This is a genomic window from Streptomyces sp. NPDC056452, assembly GCF_042796085.1.
In the GTDB taxonomy this organism is placed as follows: Bacteria; Actinomycetota; Actinomycetes; order Streptomycetales; family Streptomycetaceae; genus Streptomyces.
This window is the reverse complement of record NZ_JBHTRI010000021.1, coordinates 58,427-73,421: the sequence shown is the minus strand read 5'-3', so window position 1 is coordinate 73,421 and position 14,995 is coordinate 58,427. Positions and strand designations below refer to the sequence as shown.

The 14,995-nt window shown below is 68.4% G+C and carries 12 protein-coding genes and 4 pseudogenes; 8 read left to right on the top strand and 8 right to left on the bottom strand.

From position 1 onward, the window contains the following. The first annotated feature begins 62 nt into the window (after positions 1 to 62). Both ACFQ6X_RS21265 and ACFQ6X_RS21260 read left to right on the top strand, forming a co-directional pair. Positions 63 to 944, top strand: a complete 882-nt coding sequence (locus ACFQ6X_RS21265; RefSeq protein ID WP_383183579.1) for a helix-turn-helix transcriptional regulator — start codon at positions 63 to 65, stop codon at positions 942 to 944. A gap of 92 nt (positions 945 to 1,036) precedes the next feature. Continuing rightward, positions 1,037 to 1,230, top strand: a pseudogene (locus tag ACFQ6X_RS21260) (hypothetical protein); the annotation flags it as partial. Here the strand turns inward: ACFQ6X_RS21260 and ACFQ6X_RS21255 are convergent. After that, entirely contained in the window at positions 1,227 to 2,096 is an 870-nt protein-coding gene (locus tag ACFQ6X_RS21255; RefSeq protein WP_383183577.1) for a hypothetical protein, read from the bottom strand. The pseudogene ACFQ6X_RS21260 and the gene ACFQ6X_RS21255 overlap by 4 nt on opposite strands. Before the next feature lie 876 nt (positions 2,097 to 2,972). Here ACFQ6X_RS21255 and ACFQ6X_RS21250 point away from each other — a divergent pair. Beyond that, positions 2,973 to 3,296: pseudogene (locus tag ACFQ6X_RS21250) on the top strand (transcriptional regulator); the annotation flags it as partial. Between the two features lie 171 nt (positions 3,297 to 3,467). After that, the gene (locus ACFQ6X_RS21245) at positions 3,468 to 4,514 is read left to right on the top strand and encodes a GDSL-type esterase/lipase family protein (protein ID WP_383183575.1); all 1,047 of its coding nucleotides are present in this window, start codon (positions 3,468 to 3,470) and stop codon (positions 4,512 to 4,514) included. A gap of 349 nt (positions 4,515 to 4,863) precedes the next feature. Here ACFQ6X_RS21245 and ACFQ6X_RS21240 read toward each other — a convergent pair whose 3' ends face one another. The 5 genes and pseudogenes from ACFQ6X_RS21240 to ACFQ6X_RS21220 form a co-directional block, all read right to left on the bottom strand. Further along, entirely contained in the window at positions 4,864 to 6,051 is a 1,188-nt protein-coding gene (locus ACFQ6X_RS21240) for a hypothetical protein (RefSeq protein ID WP_383183573.1), read from the bottom strand. Between the two features lie 439 nt (positions 6,052 to 6,490). Further along, entirely contained in the window at positions 6,491 to 7,693 is a 1,203-nt protein-coding gene (locus ACFQ6X_RS21235) for an MFS transporter (protein WP_383183571.1), read from the bottom strand. A gap of 226 nt (positions 7,694 to 7,919) precedes the next feature. Continuing rightward, the gene (locus ACFQ6X_RS21230) at positions 7,920 to 8,249 is read right to left on the bottom strand and encodes an STAS domain-containing protein (protein ID WP_383183569.1); all 330 of its coding nucleotides are present in this window, start codon (positions 8,247 to 8,249) and stop codon (positions 7,920 to 7,922) included. A 326-nt stretch (positions 8,250 to 8,575) separates the two neighbouring features. Beyond that, complete coding sequence (locus tag ACFQ6X_RS21225) at positions 8,576 to 9,094, bottom strand: hypothetical protein (protein ID WP_383183567.1); 519 nt, start codon at positions 9,092 to 9,094, stop codon at positions 8,576 to 8,578. 92 nt (positions 9,095 to 9,186) lie between these two features. Beyond that, a pseudogene (locus ACFQ6X_RS21220) lies at positions 9,187 to 9,435 on the bottom strand (sigma factor); the annotation flags it as partial. 99 nt (positions 9,436 to 9,534) lie between these two features. On the opposite strand from ACFQ6X_RS21220, the gene ACFQ6X_RS21215 reads away from it, so the two are divergent. From ACFQ6X_RS21215 to ACFQ6X_RS21200, 4 genes and pseudogenes are all read left to right on the top strand, one after another. Further along, a complete protein-coding gene (locus tag ACFQ6X_RS21215) occupies positions 9,535 to 10,041 on the top strand; it encodes a carboxymuconolactone decarboxylase family protein (RefSeq protein WP_383183565.1) in 507 nt (168 codons plus the stop codon). A gap of 685 nt (positions 10,042 to 10,726) precedes the next feature. Further along, a complete protein-coding gene (locus ACFQ6X_RS21210; RefSeq protein ID WP_383183563.1) occupies positions 10,727 to 11,116 on the top strand; it encodes a hypothetical protein in 390 nt (129 codons plus the stop codon). Positions 11,117 to 11,589: 473 nt separating this feature from the next. Further along, complete coding sequence (locus ACFQ6X_RS21205) at positions 11,590 to 12,519, top strand: hypothetical protein (RefSeq protein ID WP_383183561.1); 930 nt, start codon at positions 11,590 to 11,592, stop codon at positions 12,517 to 12,519. 296 nt (positions 12,520 to 12,815) lie between these two features. Further along, positions 12,816 to 13,934, top strand: a pseudogene (locus ACFQ6X_RS21200) (IS630 family transposase). Between the two features lie 4 nt (positions 13,935 to 13,938). On the opposite strand, the gene ACFQ6X_RS21195 reads toward ACFQ6X_RS21200, so the two are convergent. Together ACFQ6X_RS21195 and ACFQ6X_RS21190 are read right to left on the bottom strand one after the other, a co-directional pair. Continuing rightward, a complete protein-coding gene (locus tag ACFQ6X_RS21195) occupies positions 13,939 to 14,406 on the bottom strand; it encodes a hypothetical protein (protein ID WP_383183559.1) in 468 nt (155 codons plus the stop codon). A 69-nt stretch (positions 14,407 to 14,475) separates the two neighbouring features. Further along, complete coding sequence (locus ACFQ6X_RS21190; protein WP_383183557.1) at positions 14,476 to 14,991, bottom strand: GNAT family N-acetyltransferase; 516 nt, start codon at positions 14,989 to 14,991, stop codon at positions 14,476 to 14,478. Positions 14,992 to 14,995 lie beyond the last annotated feature (4 nt).

Sequence of the window (14,995 nt, the reverse complement as noted above, 5' to 3'; positions counted from 1 at the left end):
ACGGGACTTCCTGGTACTGGCAGGGCCACCTTCACGGGCAACACCGAGGCCATACTGGGGGCATGGACGATCTTGCGGGCTTCCTACGGACCCGGCGTTCCCGAGTCGACCCGGCAGCCGTCGGCATTCGCACAGACAGCCGCCGCCGGGTCGAAGGGCTGCGCCGCGAAGAGATCGCACACTTGTCCGGAGTCAGCGTCGACTACTACGTACGCCTGGAGCAGGGCCGCGCGACTCAGCCCTCCGAGCAGGTCCTCGACGCCCTCGCCGGCGTCCTCGGCCTCGACGAGACCGAACGCGGGCACCTCGACCGGCTCGCCCGGCAGCGCCGCCGCCGCGCGAAGGCGCCGGGCGGGCGGGTTCGTCCGGAGTTGCTGCGCGTCCTCGACCTGGTCGCTGACGCACCCGCGCTGATCATGGACCACCGCTTGGACGTGCTCGCCGGGAACCGGCTCGCCGGGCTCCTCTTCGGCCGGCCGTTGCCGGGTCTCAACACCGCCCGGCATATCTTCCTTGAGGAGGCGGAGCGCGGCCTTTACGCGGACTGGGAGACATGCACCCTCGACGCGGTCGGGCATCTGCGCCTGGCCGCCGGGAAATACCCCGACGACCCTCGTCTGGCCTCGCTCATCGGCGAGCTGGCGATGGGCAGCGAGCGCTTCCGTCGCCTCTGGGCCCGCGCGGACGTGCGCGCCCGCACGCATGGACGCAAGGCGTACAGGCACCCGCTGGTCGGACTGCTGGACCTGCACCAGGAGAACTTCGCACTACCGGATGAATCAGGCATGGAGCTCCTGGTACTGTCCGCGGTCTCCGGCAGCCCCGCCGAGGACGGGCTGCGCCTGCTCGCAGGCCTGCACGCGGACAACGGTGACGAGTATCCCGCAGTGAACGCTCAGGTTCGCCAAGATGTCGGCGTCCAGCGGTCAGGCCGAGAGGCCTAGGACGTGTCCGCAGAGTGGGTCGTTCGTTGGTAAGTCGCGGTGCATCGTCACGAGTCGAGGTCCTGGACCCTTGTCGAGCCGTTTGCCCCGGTCGCAGAGTAACGCTCTGCCGCCTCGACCGAACCGTCTACCGTCGCCGCAACGTCGTCGAACGCTGCATCGGACGCCTCAGACACAACAGAGCACACTCGTTACCCGCTACGCCGAGCGAGCCATCCACCACCGAGCCAAGGTCACCCTCGCCCGTCTACAAGTCTGGCTCCATGACTTTGCGGACACGACCTAGATGCGCTTGAGGATCCAGGTCAGGGCCAGCCAGGGAGTGGAGGCAGCTGCAAGGGCGAGGATCCAGCCCGCCCAGGTGGAGGTGTAGAAGAACGCGCCGGGCAGCAGGAGGAGCACTCCGAGGCAGAGCACCAGCGCCGCCACTCCATGGACGTCACCGCGGAACTTTCGGACAGAGTGGACCACAGCCCCGCCCACAGCGAAGATCCCGGAGGCGAACAAGGCCACGAACAAGGCCACCGCCCAGATCCACAGGAGCGCGACGCCGCCGTTGAAGAAGCCGGCGTCGTGGTAGCGCACGCCGAGCCCCGGCTGGCTGGGAGCATAGATGACGGCCACCGTGTCACCCTCCTCCGGAACGCCCAGGGTCCTCGCACCCCGGACGGTGACGGTGCGAATGCCGTCGTCGAAGCGCAGCTTCACGACGACGTCAGTGGCATGTTCGTCGGCGCCGTTCACGTTCAGGCCGGTGGGCCGTGGTTCACTCACCGTCCTCTCGATGGGAACCTCATAGGCGCCTCCGCCGGCTGTGTACGCCTCAGAAACCCAACGCCCCCGCTCACCATCCGGTCCGACCGCCTGGACCAGCGCCGCACCACTGGCCAATGGGATCAGCACGGCGAGGAGGACGGGCAGGCTGCGGGAAGGTCGGCGGGCCGCCCGCACGGACTTGTCGAAGCCGACCATGCCCGCGCGCCGCGAACGGATCGAGACCGTCATCCACATCAGCACGCACAGCAGCGAGCAACCGATGAGCATGAGCCGCAGGTCCCGGGCTTCCGCCCGGGGCGGCAACGGCACGATGCCCGCGATCAGCGTGGCGCACACGGCCACCATCATCAGAACCCCGGTCACTCGCGTACTCACCGACGTCAGTCGCGGTGATCGTGTGCGCAAGACACCACGCCCCTCCCCAAGCCTCCGTGTGCCAGCACCCGTTGGCCTCGGACGGCCCCCGCTTCCGGTGCACCGAGGGTAGCTCGCAGCCGCGAGACTGCATGCTCCGTAGCACTGTCTGCGGGTCCTCCCCGTCGTGCGGCAGCCCGCCGGGCCGGCCAAGGCCGCCGATGAGGAAGGTCATAGGGCAGTCAGCATCCCGGTAGGAACGCGACTGCGCGTCGCGCACGGGGGCGGGCTCGCTACGGGGGCGGACTTGCTACGGAGGGCACCGGCTTGCCGATCCCAGGCCCGGCTCCGAGCCGCCTTCGCCTCACGTCGTCAGCATGCGCTCGCCGTGCGGGTTCTCCAGGACGGCCCGACAGTGGACGCATGAAGATCATCGTTCTCACAGAGCTGCGCAAGGCGCTGGGCGACGAATTCGGGCCCGGGGAAGCGGTGACGCGTGCGGAGGCCGTGCATGCCGCCCCGGCTGATCCTGACACCCCTGGGGACCCCGGCGGCAAAACGTTCTGCGGTCTGTCCACGGAGGGGATGGAGCGGCACACGTACTCTCCCTCTCGGCCCGGTCAGTCGTGGTACCCGGCGGGTGTGAGCCGGTTTCGGTGCCCGACGTGCGACAAGGCCCTGCGTGCGCTCTGACGGGCGCGTACGGCCGGTGTTGGGGGGCGGCACGCCGATGGGAGGGGGACCGGGGAACCCTTGTGTGCCCGAAGCGGCTCTCGGCAGCATCCAGGGCCGTCACTGGCCTCGCTCCGCTTGCTGTGGCCGGCCTCCAGCTTTTCGAAGTCGACGGTACCGCCACTGAGCATTGCGCTGAACGTCGCGCAGCGGAAGTTGACCCTGTTCCTCTCCCGCATGTTCGCGTCCGGCCTGCGGGAGCCGGCCACGCTACGGGGCACCGGCTCCCGTGCGGCGCACTGCGCCGAGCTGTTGCTCGAACAGAGCGACGAGTTCCGCCGTCTCTGGGACCGGCACGAGATCGGCCTCCGTCCGCACGAGGTCAAACGCTTCATCCGCCCCGAGGTCGGCGTACTGAAGCTGAACTGCCGGCGGCTGCTGGACCCGGACCAGTCGCACAGCCTGCTCGTGTACACGGCCGCGCCGGGCAGCGGGAGCTATGACCGGCTGCAACTGCTGTCGGTCATAGGGACGCAGGCGATGCGCTGACCCGTCGGGCGGGCGGCACCGAGCGGCACCGAGCGGCACCGAGCGGCGCCGAGGGGCGCCGAGGGGCCTGGGATATTGACGTGCTAGCGACAATCGTGGCTTGATGAGTGGGAGCGCTCCCAAGGTGCGTACCGCACCCCCACTGCCGCCCCCGCTTCGGGAAGGACCCTCGTGCGCAGCAGACGCCACCCCCTCCTCGCCACTTTCCTGGCCGCCCTGTTCGTCTTCGCCGCCGGCTTCGGCCTGGCCGGCGCACCATCCGCCGCCGCCACCGGCGCGACCCCGGTACGGATCATGCCGCTCGGCGACTCCATCACAGGCTCCCCGGGCTGCTGGCGCTCCCTCCTCTGGGACCAGCTGCAGAACGCCGGTTACACCGACATCGACTTCGTCGGCACGCTGAGCGCCCAGAGCTGCGCCCTCACGCACGACGCCGACAACGAAGGCCACGGCGGCTTCCTGGCCACCGCCGTCGCCGACCAGAACCTGCTGCCCGGATGGCTGGCGGCGACAGCGCCGGACATCGTTGTCATGCACTTCGGCACCAACGACGTCTGGAGCAGCATCGCGCCGGACACCATCCTCGCCGCGTACACCAAGCTGGTCGGCCAGATGCGGGCCAGTAACCCCTCGATGAAGGTGCTGGTCGCGCAGCTCATCCCGATCAATCCGAGCAGCTGCGCCGAGTGCGCCGCTCGTACCGTCGCCTTCAACCAGCGCATTCCGGCGTGGGCACACGGCATCACCACCGCGCAGTCGCCGGTAACCGTCGTCGACCAGTGGACCGGCTTCGACACGGCCACCGACACTTACGACGGCGTCCACCCCAATGCCTCCGGCGACGCCAAGATGGCGGCCCGTTGGTACCCGGCGCTGTCGGCCCTGCTCACTCCGGGGGACCCAGGGGACCCCGGGAGTGGTGGCTGCTCGGCGGCCTTCCGGGCGGTGTCGGCATGGCAGGGCGGCTTTCAGGGTGAGGTGACGGTGACCAACGCCTCGTCCACGGCAGCAATCTCTTCGTGGGCGGTTGCCCTCGCACTCCCGGCGGGCAGTCAGCTCACCCAGGTCTGGAACGGAGCGCTGACCGGGACGACGGTGCGCGACGCCGGGTGGAACGGCGCGATGAAGGCGGGGGCCAGTACCACCTTCGGCTTCCTCGCGAGTACGCCGGCTGCGACCGGCACGCCGTTGGTGACGGCCACGTGTTCGGCGTCTTGATGACGTCATCCACGCCGCAGTTGGTCGAGCCCCCGCAGACAGCGGTCCGCGCCGGTCTGCATCCGTGTGGTTGCGCCAGCACTTGAACCTACCCCTTGGGGTAAGTGTTCTGTGGGTGTCGGAGGGGCAAGCCTCCGACACCCTGCCGGGCGGTCAGCAAGGGCTACCCGGCGCACATGGAGGGCGGGGAGGACGTCGCGAAGCTCGTACACCGCCCGCTCCTCGTGGTTTCTGGGCTGGGATTGAGCGGTAACGGCCGAGCGCGCGGTGGTGAACGAGTCCGGTGCGGTAGACATCCGGGAGAGCGGACGGGACCACGACCGCGCGTCGGCATGCCTGCTGTCGGTCGTCAGCTCGGGCTCTGGGCCCGGTGGCGGCGCACGATGAGGAGCGTGCTCGCACCTGCGACCACCGCCGCGGCAGCCGCGCCCGTGATCGTCCACGTCGAGGAGCCGGTCTCTGCCAGGTTGCCGCCGTTCGTCGTCGTACCGTCGTCGCCGGTCGACGAGGATCCGCCGGCCGAGCCGCCCGAGCCATCGGTCGAGCTGCCCGTCGAGCCGGTCGGCCCCCCACCCGTGACGTCCAGCGTGATGTCAGCCTTGTCGTTGGTCTTGTCGGTGTCGAACGGCCGCACTTCGGAGCTCAGCGCCACCGAGCCCTTGGCGTCCGCCACCCGCTTGTCGATCTTCAGCTTGAAGGTGTAGGTCTCTCCGCCGCCCTCGTTGACCGACCGCTGACTGGTGCCGCAGACGTACGCCTCACCCTTGGCCTCGCAGAACCCGTGAGGCTTGACGACCGACGTTCCGTCGGGAGGCGTGACCACGACCGTGACGAGCCGGTCACCCTCCCTGGTCAGCACCCAGGCCGGCCCGGCGTTGGTGAACGTCACCTTCATCGTCACCGTGTCACCGACGCGCCCCTTCAACGCGGCACCCTCCACCTGGTAGTCGGCAGTGTTGACGGAGGTGACGGGCACATCGACAAACGGGGCGGACCCCTCACCCCCGGCCTGCCCCTCAACCAGTTTCACCGCCGGTGCGGTTCCCGCCACCGGCGGGAGGCCGTTCTCGTCCGTCCCGGGATCGGCGTCCCCGACACTCACGCGCAGCTCGTCGTTGAGCGCGCGGTCCAGTGCCTTGACACGGAGAGGTTTCTCGGGCGTGTAGACGACACCCGGCTCCACCGCCTGGTCGAACGCGCATGCCGCGATCCACCTCTCGGGCATCTCGTCATAGGACGGGACCTGCTGTGCTCGGCAGTTGGAGGGAACCTCCGCGAAGTCGAGTCCGCGGGTGACGGAGTAGGACACCCACACCTTCTCGGCGGCCCCGGTGCCCTTGTTCGCCACGGTGACCGGCAGATCGAAGCTGCTCCCCGGTTTCACCCCGTCGATCGGCTCGATGCCTCCAATGACCAATTCCGGTGCGGTTTCATCGCCGAAGGCGGCGGGAGCCGCGGCTAGCGCGATCAGGCCGACAGCGCCGAGAGCGGCGACAGTGGCACGGGAGGCACGACGGTTGTGCGGGGGTATGCGCATGGAGAGAACCTCTGTGGGGACGCGGGCAAACGGACGGTATCTTCCGGGAGAACGGCCCTTCGATCCCTAGACTCTTGCCGCTCTCGAACGGTTGCACGTCCGGTGCCTCCGCCAACTTGCCGTACCGAGCCTGCCGTCGTGGCCCGCACCGGCTCGGTGGCCGACTGCGATGCGAAGGACGCTGTACGCCCGCCTGGCGCAAGTCGACCCGGACGCCGTCCTCGCGCCGGCCGCACGGATCCAGGAGGCGGGGACGAAGAGCGGGGAACGCCGACGCGAAAAGGCGGTGGCCGCCACCTGGGCGGAGTTGACCGGTTGCGGCACCCGCTTCGAGACGTTCGCCGCCGACGGCCAGGTCCTCACGCATTTCGCCCCGGAGCCTGTTCCGAGGCTGGCACGCGATCGGCGACCGGGCCGTGCAGCACGTGGCCGTCCGCTTTCAGGAGGTGCCCTGCACGGAGGGAGCGGAGGTAACACCCTTTCCGAAGGCGCGCATGGCGAGGGCGCCGAAGAGAGGGCCGGGTGCCAGGAGGAGAAAGGCGTAACGCCAGCCGACGGCTTCGGCCAGGAGCGGGGTGAGCTGGATGCTGATGACGGTGAGGGCGAACCCGATCGCCGTCTGGCCGGTCAGGGCCGTCCCGATGTACCGCTGGTCGGCGACCTCGCTCAGGGCTGTCGAGAACACCCCTGAATCCGCGATCACGGCAGCGCCCCACAGCGTGCAGAAGGCGAACAGAAGGAGCGGCGGTGCGTGGAAGAAGAACGGGGAGACCAGGCAGCACATACCGCTGACAAGGAGCGCCGTCAGGGCGGCGGGAGCGCGGCCGAACCGGTCTGCGCCCCAGCCGCCGAGCAGACAGCCGACTGCCCCGCCGATTCCCATGGTGAGGAAGACCGTGATCTCCGGTGAGCCCGGGAGATCTCTCCTGGTGCCGGTCGCCAAAAGGAAGAACGGGATCCAGGTCCACAGGGCGTAGAGCTCCCACATGTGCCCGAAGTAGCCGAGGTTGGCCAGCCGTGGCCCGCGTTCGGTGAACATGCTCAGTGCGTAGCGAGGGTTGCGGGCGGGGGCGCCCGGCGCTGCGTAGGGGCCGGGCCGGAGGAAGAGCATTGCGATGGCGGAGCCCCCGAGTCCGGCTGCTGCCGCGGTGAGCAGGACACCGCGCCAGGGCAGGGATCCCAGTCCGGCGATGAGATGGGGGAGTGTGGAGCCAAGCGTCAAGGCTGCGATGAGAACGCCCATGGTCCTGCCCCGCCCGGCGCTGCCGGCCCATGAGGCCATGAGCTTCATTCCGGTGGGGTATACCCCGGCCAGGAACACCCCGGTCAGCAATCGCAGAGGAACAGCGACGGCCAGCCGGTCGGCGAACAGGGCCAGCATCAGGGTGCATCCGGCGGCGGCAGCGGCACTGGCCGCGAGCAGGCGCTGGGGCGGGAGGCGGTCAGCCAGGTTCAGGGCGGTCGAGGTCACGGCCCCGGCGACGAAGCCGATCTGCACGGAGGCCGTCAGCCATACCGCGCTGCCGGCCGTGAGCCCCCAATCGTTCCGCAGGCTCGGCACCACCGCTGACATGGAGAACCACACAGCGAGGCCGAGCACTTGCACGAGAGCGATCGCACCGCGCTGCACTCCGACGTTCACAGAAACCCACCTCTGACCAGTCCGTGTATCCCCCGGCCCTGCACGCTGTGGCCGAAGGCAGACCCTACGGCTTCAAGAAGCCGAGTCCGGTGCGCCCTGCGGAGCAGAAAGCGCAGGAAGCCACCCGGAGGCTGACGCGACGGAGCGGGCACTACCTGCCGGTGCTGAGAAGCAGTGCGGGTGTCCCGCTGGGACTGGGCAGCCGGGGCGGCCTGGTCGTAGAACTTCACGGCGAGGAAGCGGAGAGCGCTTCTTTGAGGGTGGGGTAGAGGTGCAGGACAGTATCGGCGCCGATAAGGCGGAACAGCCTGGTGACGGCGGGGGAGGGCGCGGTGATGCGCAGGTCGGTGCGTTGGTGGGTGGACAGGACGAGTCTGAGGAACATGGAGTCGCCGAAGGTGATCCCGCTGGCGTCCAGGACGAGGGCGTCGTGGTGGGCGAGTGCGGTCTCGATCTCTGCTTCCAGGGGTGCGATGGAGTGCATGTCGAGTTCGCCGGCGGGGGCGATCACGGGCGGCGGTGCGGACTGGGTGTGGCCGGCGGCATCAGATGTCATCAGGCAAATGTTTCCGCATGTATGCGCGGTATTCCAAGCCACCCCCTGGACGGGAACTTCCCCTCCACCTGCAGCCAGGGACCATTACGTCGACAACACAGTCATCCCCTCATGCCGACGGTCCACAGTGACGCTGTCCGTGCCAGGAACGCTTGCCGAAGGGGCCGGCGTCCCAGCTGCCCACGAACTCGGCTGCGCGTACACGGTGGTGCGGGTGTCGGCGACGGCCTGTTCCCACGTCCGGCATCCTCGCCCTGCGTACGGGCCAGACGCCGTTGGCCGTGGTTGTTCCACGCGCGCTACCGCTGGCGTCCTCGGCTGCGGTCCTAGTCCCTGCTGGGCCGGCGGCCCTTAGCTTTGCCGCTGCGCCTTCGCGGAGGTTGGACCGGCCGGCCCTGCCCGTCGATGCTGTCGTCCTGCGACAGGCGCGCCGCATACGACAGCGCGTGCTGGACCAGCGTTGACAGGAGGCGCTTGGATTGCGCTGAGGGGAGCTTGCTCTGCCACGGGCAGACGGCGTACCAGTCGTGATCGGCATCCGTCAGGGGCGGGCGAGGCGCGGCGGCTTCCAGGAGTTCGGGCGGTGCTTCGGGAAGCCGCACCAACAGGGTGCTCATGCCCAGCGCCGCGACCGCGGCGATACCTTCAACTGCGAGTACCGGTATGCCGAATGTCGGCAGTACCGGCCAGTGGGGAGCAAGGTCCTCGAGCCTGTCGAGGAGATCGGGGTGGGTGTGCAGCTCCCACCCTTCGTAGACCATGTCACCGCGCTCCTGAGGAATGCCCTGTTCCCTCAGGAGGTCGAGCAGCACCACGTTCTGTGGCAGATCCGGCAACGGCGTCATGCAGCGACACGCTACCCGGCGCTCTTCGTCCAGCCCGCACGTGTGACGGGGCCTGCGGTCAAGGTTCGCGCTCGTCCTCTCTGCCGGTCCGGGTCGTGCAGCGACTCCTCGCGAAGCGTGGTGCGCGAGCGCAGCATGTCCAGGCATATCCGGCCGACTCCGGTGGTGAGCCGGCCGCCCGGGTGCTGGACAGCGGTGACATCGGAGCGGCTCAGCTTCAGCCACGCTTCCTGTACGGCATCGCCGGACTCGCTGAGCGAGCCCAGCATCCGGTAGGCGACCGCCCGCAGAGGGGAGCGGTGCTCCTCGAAGCGCTGGGCCAGGAATTCGCTCCCGCTCACCTGTCACCTCCTCGCGTTGCGATCCGTCAATGCAGTGACGGACATGAATCGGCCCGTGCAACAAGCGCGCCGGCCGACCACGATGTGGAGGAGACGACGATGGAAACATGTTCGATCACGGCGGAGGTTCCGATGGTTCCGCGGATGTCCGAGGACCCCGCGCAGCTCGTCCCGGAGCTGGCGGAGGTGTCGGCGGCGCTGTTCAAGGTCACCGGCAACGGTTCGGTACCGCGCTCCACGATCAGCCTCGTCCACTTGCGTGCTGGTCAGATCGTCGGCAGCAGCTACCTGACCGTCCTGCATACGGGCTTCCTGCGCAAGGCCGGGGAGCCGGAGGAGAAGATCACGTCGGTGGCGTCCTGGCAGGATTCGCCGTACTTCACTGGTGCCGAGCGTGCCGCGCTGGCACTGGTGGAAGCCGTGCTTCAGCCGTCGGCAGGCGGAGAAAGGGTCTCCAACGAGTTGTATGCGCAGGCAGCCGCCCACTACGAGGCCAAGGCGCTCGCCACCCTGATGTTCGCGATCGGTCAGGTCAACTTTTTCATCCCTGTATCACTCATCGCCAAGCCGGTGCCCGGACGGTCGTTCACCGATCCGTGGGCGTGAAACCGACCGCGTAAGGCCCTGGCGTCCCAGCCCCGGACGGGCTGGCGTGCGGCTCGTGGACCAGCGGGGACAGCCGGGCATCCGATCTCTCGCCGGCTCGGATCCCCACTCGCGGTCGGGTGGAGAGGAGTCCTGGCCGCGAATGTGACAGGGGTCATCCAGGACTGTGACTCATGGGTGCCGAACTGGGACTTCGTCCCTCTCGTGCTGTGACCTGGAGGTTCGCCGGGTTGCTCGTGGTGATGGGGATCACTGAAATTTGGCTCTGACCGGAGTTCCGTGAATCCCCAGGTCAGGGAGGGACTGCGGGAACGATTCGGCGGGGAATCGCACAGTGCGATGTCAGTGCCCCGCGCCACACCGGCTTCCTCGCCGACCAGCAGGGGGCCAGGGTGGCATTCAGGGCCGTGCACGCCGGGTCGGGAACCGCCCGCACCCGCCCCGGCCCGACGTCTGCTCGCACCCGGCGGCCTCACCTTCTCAGACCCGGACCGCCATATCTGAGCGCTACCACCACGGGTTGCGCCACGTCCAGGACCAGCTCACCACCTAGCCCCACCGCCCGGTGCGCCAGCGCCTCCACCTGGACAGTGGTCGTAGCCGGCCCGGCTCCCGCCTCGGATACCGTGTTCCTCTACGGGGTGCCATAACGGATGTGGCGCCCCCCACCGGAGGTAGTCAGCGTATGAGTTCAAAGCGCAGCAAGAATCCAGCCCTGCCCGTACTTGACGACGCATTCCGACTCGCGTCGGTCAAGGACGCCGAAGAGTCCACCCGTGACTTGGTCGCGCGGCTGGCCACCACCGAGCTGCGCCGCGTTTCCCACCCGGGCCGGGTCACCTGGGAGCCCACCGATCAGGCCGAGCCCGTACCGGTCCCGCCGACTGTGGTCGACGGTGACGGGGACCTGTGGCTGCGGGACCGGGGCACTGGCACCTGGACCATGCCCGAGTTCAACCCGAAGGAGTTCCCGGCCCGCTGTGGCGAGGTTCTGACGTGGAACGAGCTTGCCTGCGAGTTCGGCCCGCTGACCGCACTGGCCGACGACCGCCGCATCGGCGGCGGCCGGCGCTGACCGCGCAGCCTTCTGGGATGACCGCGCCCCTGAAGCGCCCGTTACGGGTAGCTGGGAGCTCCGGCTCACCGCCGAGCTCGACGATGGCGGCGAGCAGGTGAGCGTGGTGGTGGCGTGCGACCGCATCGAGCAGCGTGGTGCGGGCCTGGCGCCACCCGCTGTCCTCGGTGCGGCCGGCGTCGGTGGACCAGCTGGGTAGCACGGAGCCGCAGCGTCGAAAGCGGCCAGGGCGGCGTGCAGCTCGGCGTCGAGAGCGGCGGGCGAACACGGCAACGGGGCGCTGATGAGGATTCGTGAAAATCTGAAATTGGCCAGGGCCGCTCGTCGCCTCACTCGGTTCGACGTGCAACGGGGTGACGAGCTTCAGCGAGCACCCTCGCGTGTCTCTGGCCGGGGCACCCTGATTGAGGGGGTCGTGTCGGGCGGCCAGGGGTACCACCGGGGCCCATTCAGCAGCCGTCTACGCTCTCGCGATGCAGCGCAGCGATGTCACGAGGGACGACGGCACGTGGATGGGCCTGTCCCTGGACGTACAGGACCGCCACCGGCCGGGGCTGTGCGTGTTCAGTGCCGGGCCGCGACTGCAGGTCTCCCAGCTGTCGCGGCCCGTATTGCTCGCCGTTGTCGACGAGCAACTCGAGGGCGTGGACTTCTGGCGCACCGATGAGTACCGCTCCTTCGTTCCGCCGTTGCGCGCCGATGCCGGCCGTGCCCTGGCAGGCAGCCCGGAACGGTGGGCTCACCGCTTTGCTCAGCATCTCGTCGACTCGCCTGACAGCCCTCTGCATGAGGGCCGGTGGCTGCTCTCGTACGACAGTCCCCTCCGGCGTTGGCGCCACGCCGAGACCTCGCATGCCGATTACTGGAGCTCGATGCTCGTCGAAGGGCATCCGGACGGATACATCGACTGGTTCCTCCATTCTCATTCGTGGGAGGTCCTTCCGCTGCGGCCCATGCCCAATGCTGACGACAGCCGGGTCAAGGCGTACCGCAAGCAGGCCCGTGAAGGGACGCTCCCACCTGTCCTGTTGTGGTGGATAAGCGGCCTTGACTGCCATCTGATCCTGGACGGACACGCGCGGCTCGCCGCGGCGATCGCCGAATCCGTCGAGCCTCCGCTAATGCAGTTGCACCGTACGGTGCCGCGCGATGACCTGACCGCGCGCATCAATGAGGCCACGGGCTTCTACGAGGACGAACTGGCACGCCTCGCTGAACTCCGCACCGTTCATGGCCCGGCCGTTCCAGACGGTGCCGCCACCGCCGGCCCACAGCTCGTCCGCCTCCTTCACGACCTGAACACCGCCCAACAGCCGACCTGGGCTTGGCCCCTGCCCGGGGGAGAGGACCAGTGGCGCCTTATCGCACGCGAGGTGACAGCCAGGAACTGGCCCCATATCTGAGCCCTGCTGAGAGTCGCCCCCTGACCGCCGGACCGCCAAGAGCGCGCGCACTGCGATGAAGTACCGCCTCCGATGTGCGAGCTCTCACGCTTACGCGGACTCTGGCGCGCAAGCCGCGGCCATCTGGCCATCCGGCCGAGGCCCGCCCTGCCCCTGGAGACGGCTGGCCATCAGGCAATGTAGGGAGATCCACTGAGCAGGTTTGGGGCCGCCGCCGAGCAGGAGATGGCCTATCTCAAAGGGCTCCATCAGTGGTGCTGGTTGGAAATGAATTGCCGGACCAGTGGGGAGGCGGGATGCCGCAACCGGTCCGGGTGCGCGGGCTGACCGAGCAGGAGGGGCAGAAACTCCAGCACATCGTCCGGCGGGAGAGTGCCAGCTCGGTGCGGTTCCGGCGGGCGATGATGCTGCTGGCCTCGGCGGGCGGCAGCATGGTCCCGGTCATAGCCCGGCTGGTCCAGGCGGACGGGGACACCGTTCGTGCTCGATCCACAAGTTCAACGAGATCGGGCTCTCATGCCTGGACCCTCGCTGGGCGGGAGGCCGTTCCCGCCTTCTCGATCGTGACGACGAGGACTTCGTCGTCCAGACGGCCACCACCCGCCCGACCGTGCTGGGCAAGCCCTTCTCCCGCTGGTCCATCCGCAAGTTCGCCGATCACCTGCGCAGGAACATCGCCCGGCCCGTCCGGATCGGCCGGGAGGCTCTGCTGTGCTTACTGGCCCGCCGCGGGGTCTCCTTCCAGCGCACGAAGATCTGGAAGGAGCCCCCTGATGCGGACTTCGACGCCAAGCTGGAGCGGATCGAGTATGCGATCAACGAGCGGCCGGACCGCACGTTGGCGGTCGACGAGTTCGGCCCGCTGGGCATCCGCCCCACCGCCGACTCCTGCTGGGCAGAACAAGGCAGCCGAACCGGCTGCCGGCGACCTGCCGACGCACCCACGGAATCACCTACTTCCACGGCTGCTACTCCGTCGGTGACGACTGAGTGTGGGGGATCAATCGGCGCCGCAAGGGCATTGACCACACTCGGGCCGCGCTGCGATCGATCCGCGCCGCCCGCCCTGACGGCGCCCCCATCTACGTGGTCCTCGACAGCCTCTCCGCCCACCTGAACTGGCGAATCCGCAGGTGGGCGACCGGAACAAGGTCGAACTGTGCTTCACCCCGACCTACGCGTCCTGGGCAAACCCCATCGAAGCCCACTTCGGACCCTTGCGGCAGTTCACCCTGGCCAACTCGCACCATCCCAACCACACGGTCCAGACCCGGGTCCTGCACGCCTACCTGCGCTGGCGCAACCAGAACGCCCGCCACCCCGACGTCCTCGCAGCCCAACGACGCGAACGAGCCCGCATCCGCAGTGAGAAGGGTGTTCGCTGGGGAGGGCGTCGCACCAGGATGGCGGCCTGAACGACTACACCTGCTCCTGATACACCCTGATCTCGGTCGGCTTGAGTCTGTGGATCGTTGCCCAGGCTGCTCGCTCGGTCTGTCCTTGAGCCCACTCTTCGAGATCGTCTCCGGCATCGTGGAAGAACCACGAGCCGAAGCTTCCGAGAGCCTCCAAGGCGGGTGCGAGGCCGCATCTGAGCTCGCAGCGGACCTGAACGTAGTGGTCATGATCACCGTCGCTGTCGGAGATCTCGAACTGCCGGGTGAGGTCCAGCGTGAACGCCGGAGGGCCGTCGAACGCGTGGGTCCCGTACTGGAACAGGAGACCGTCAGCGTCGGGTGTGTCCGGGACGTCAAACAGCCGTCGGCCAAATCGGAGGAAGGCAAGCCAGAGGTCTTCCGTGACCAGATCGTCAAGCGCTCGCTGTCCTGACCCCAGTTCGCCCTCAAGCCGCCCCACAGCCTCGTCCATCGACAGTCTCCGCGTCATGCCCGACCTCCTCGCCCACCGCAGCCTCGCTCAGCGTACTGAGCCCGGTGAACCTTCCAGGTCAGAGCACTAGGCGATGGCAGCCGAATCCGCGGAGAGGTCGATGGTGAACGCCACCCGATCGAATCCGGGGCCGTCGTAGTCGGGCTTCACGGCTGAGGCCGCGAAACCGAGCCGAGTATGAAATGCCTGCGACGCGACATTCTCCGGGCTGGTGATGCAGTGCACGTAACGGCGCCCATGGGACTGAGCGAGCGCGAAGAAGGCCCGGTAGAGGCTGCTGCCGATGCCTTGCCCATGCAGTGCCGGGTCGACGCCGACGAAGTGCACGTAGGCGGTGTCGGGCTGTGCCTGCGACAGGAAGCCGACCAGGAAGGCGGCTACCTCTCCACTGTCGTGTTCGACCAGGAAACTGGTGGTGGTGAAATGCTGGAAGTACAGCCGGGGCAGAAGCAGCGCCCGTTCCGTCGACCCTGCCCTCCCTTTCAGGCCACCCCACCAGGTGTCCAGTACGGCGAGCACCCGGAGATGGTCTTCGTTGGCAAGGTGCCGAGCCGTCAGGCCAGCGGGAAGATCGTCGATCACCTGT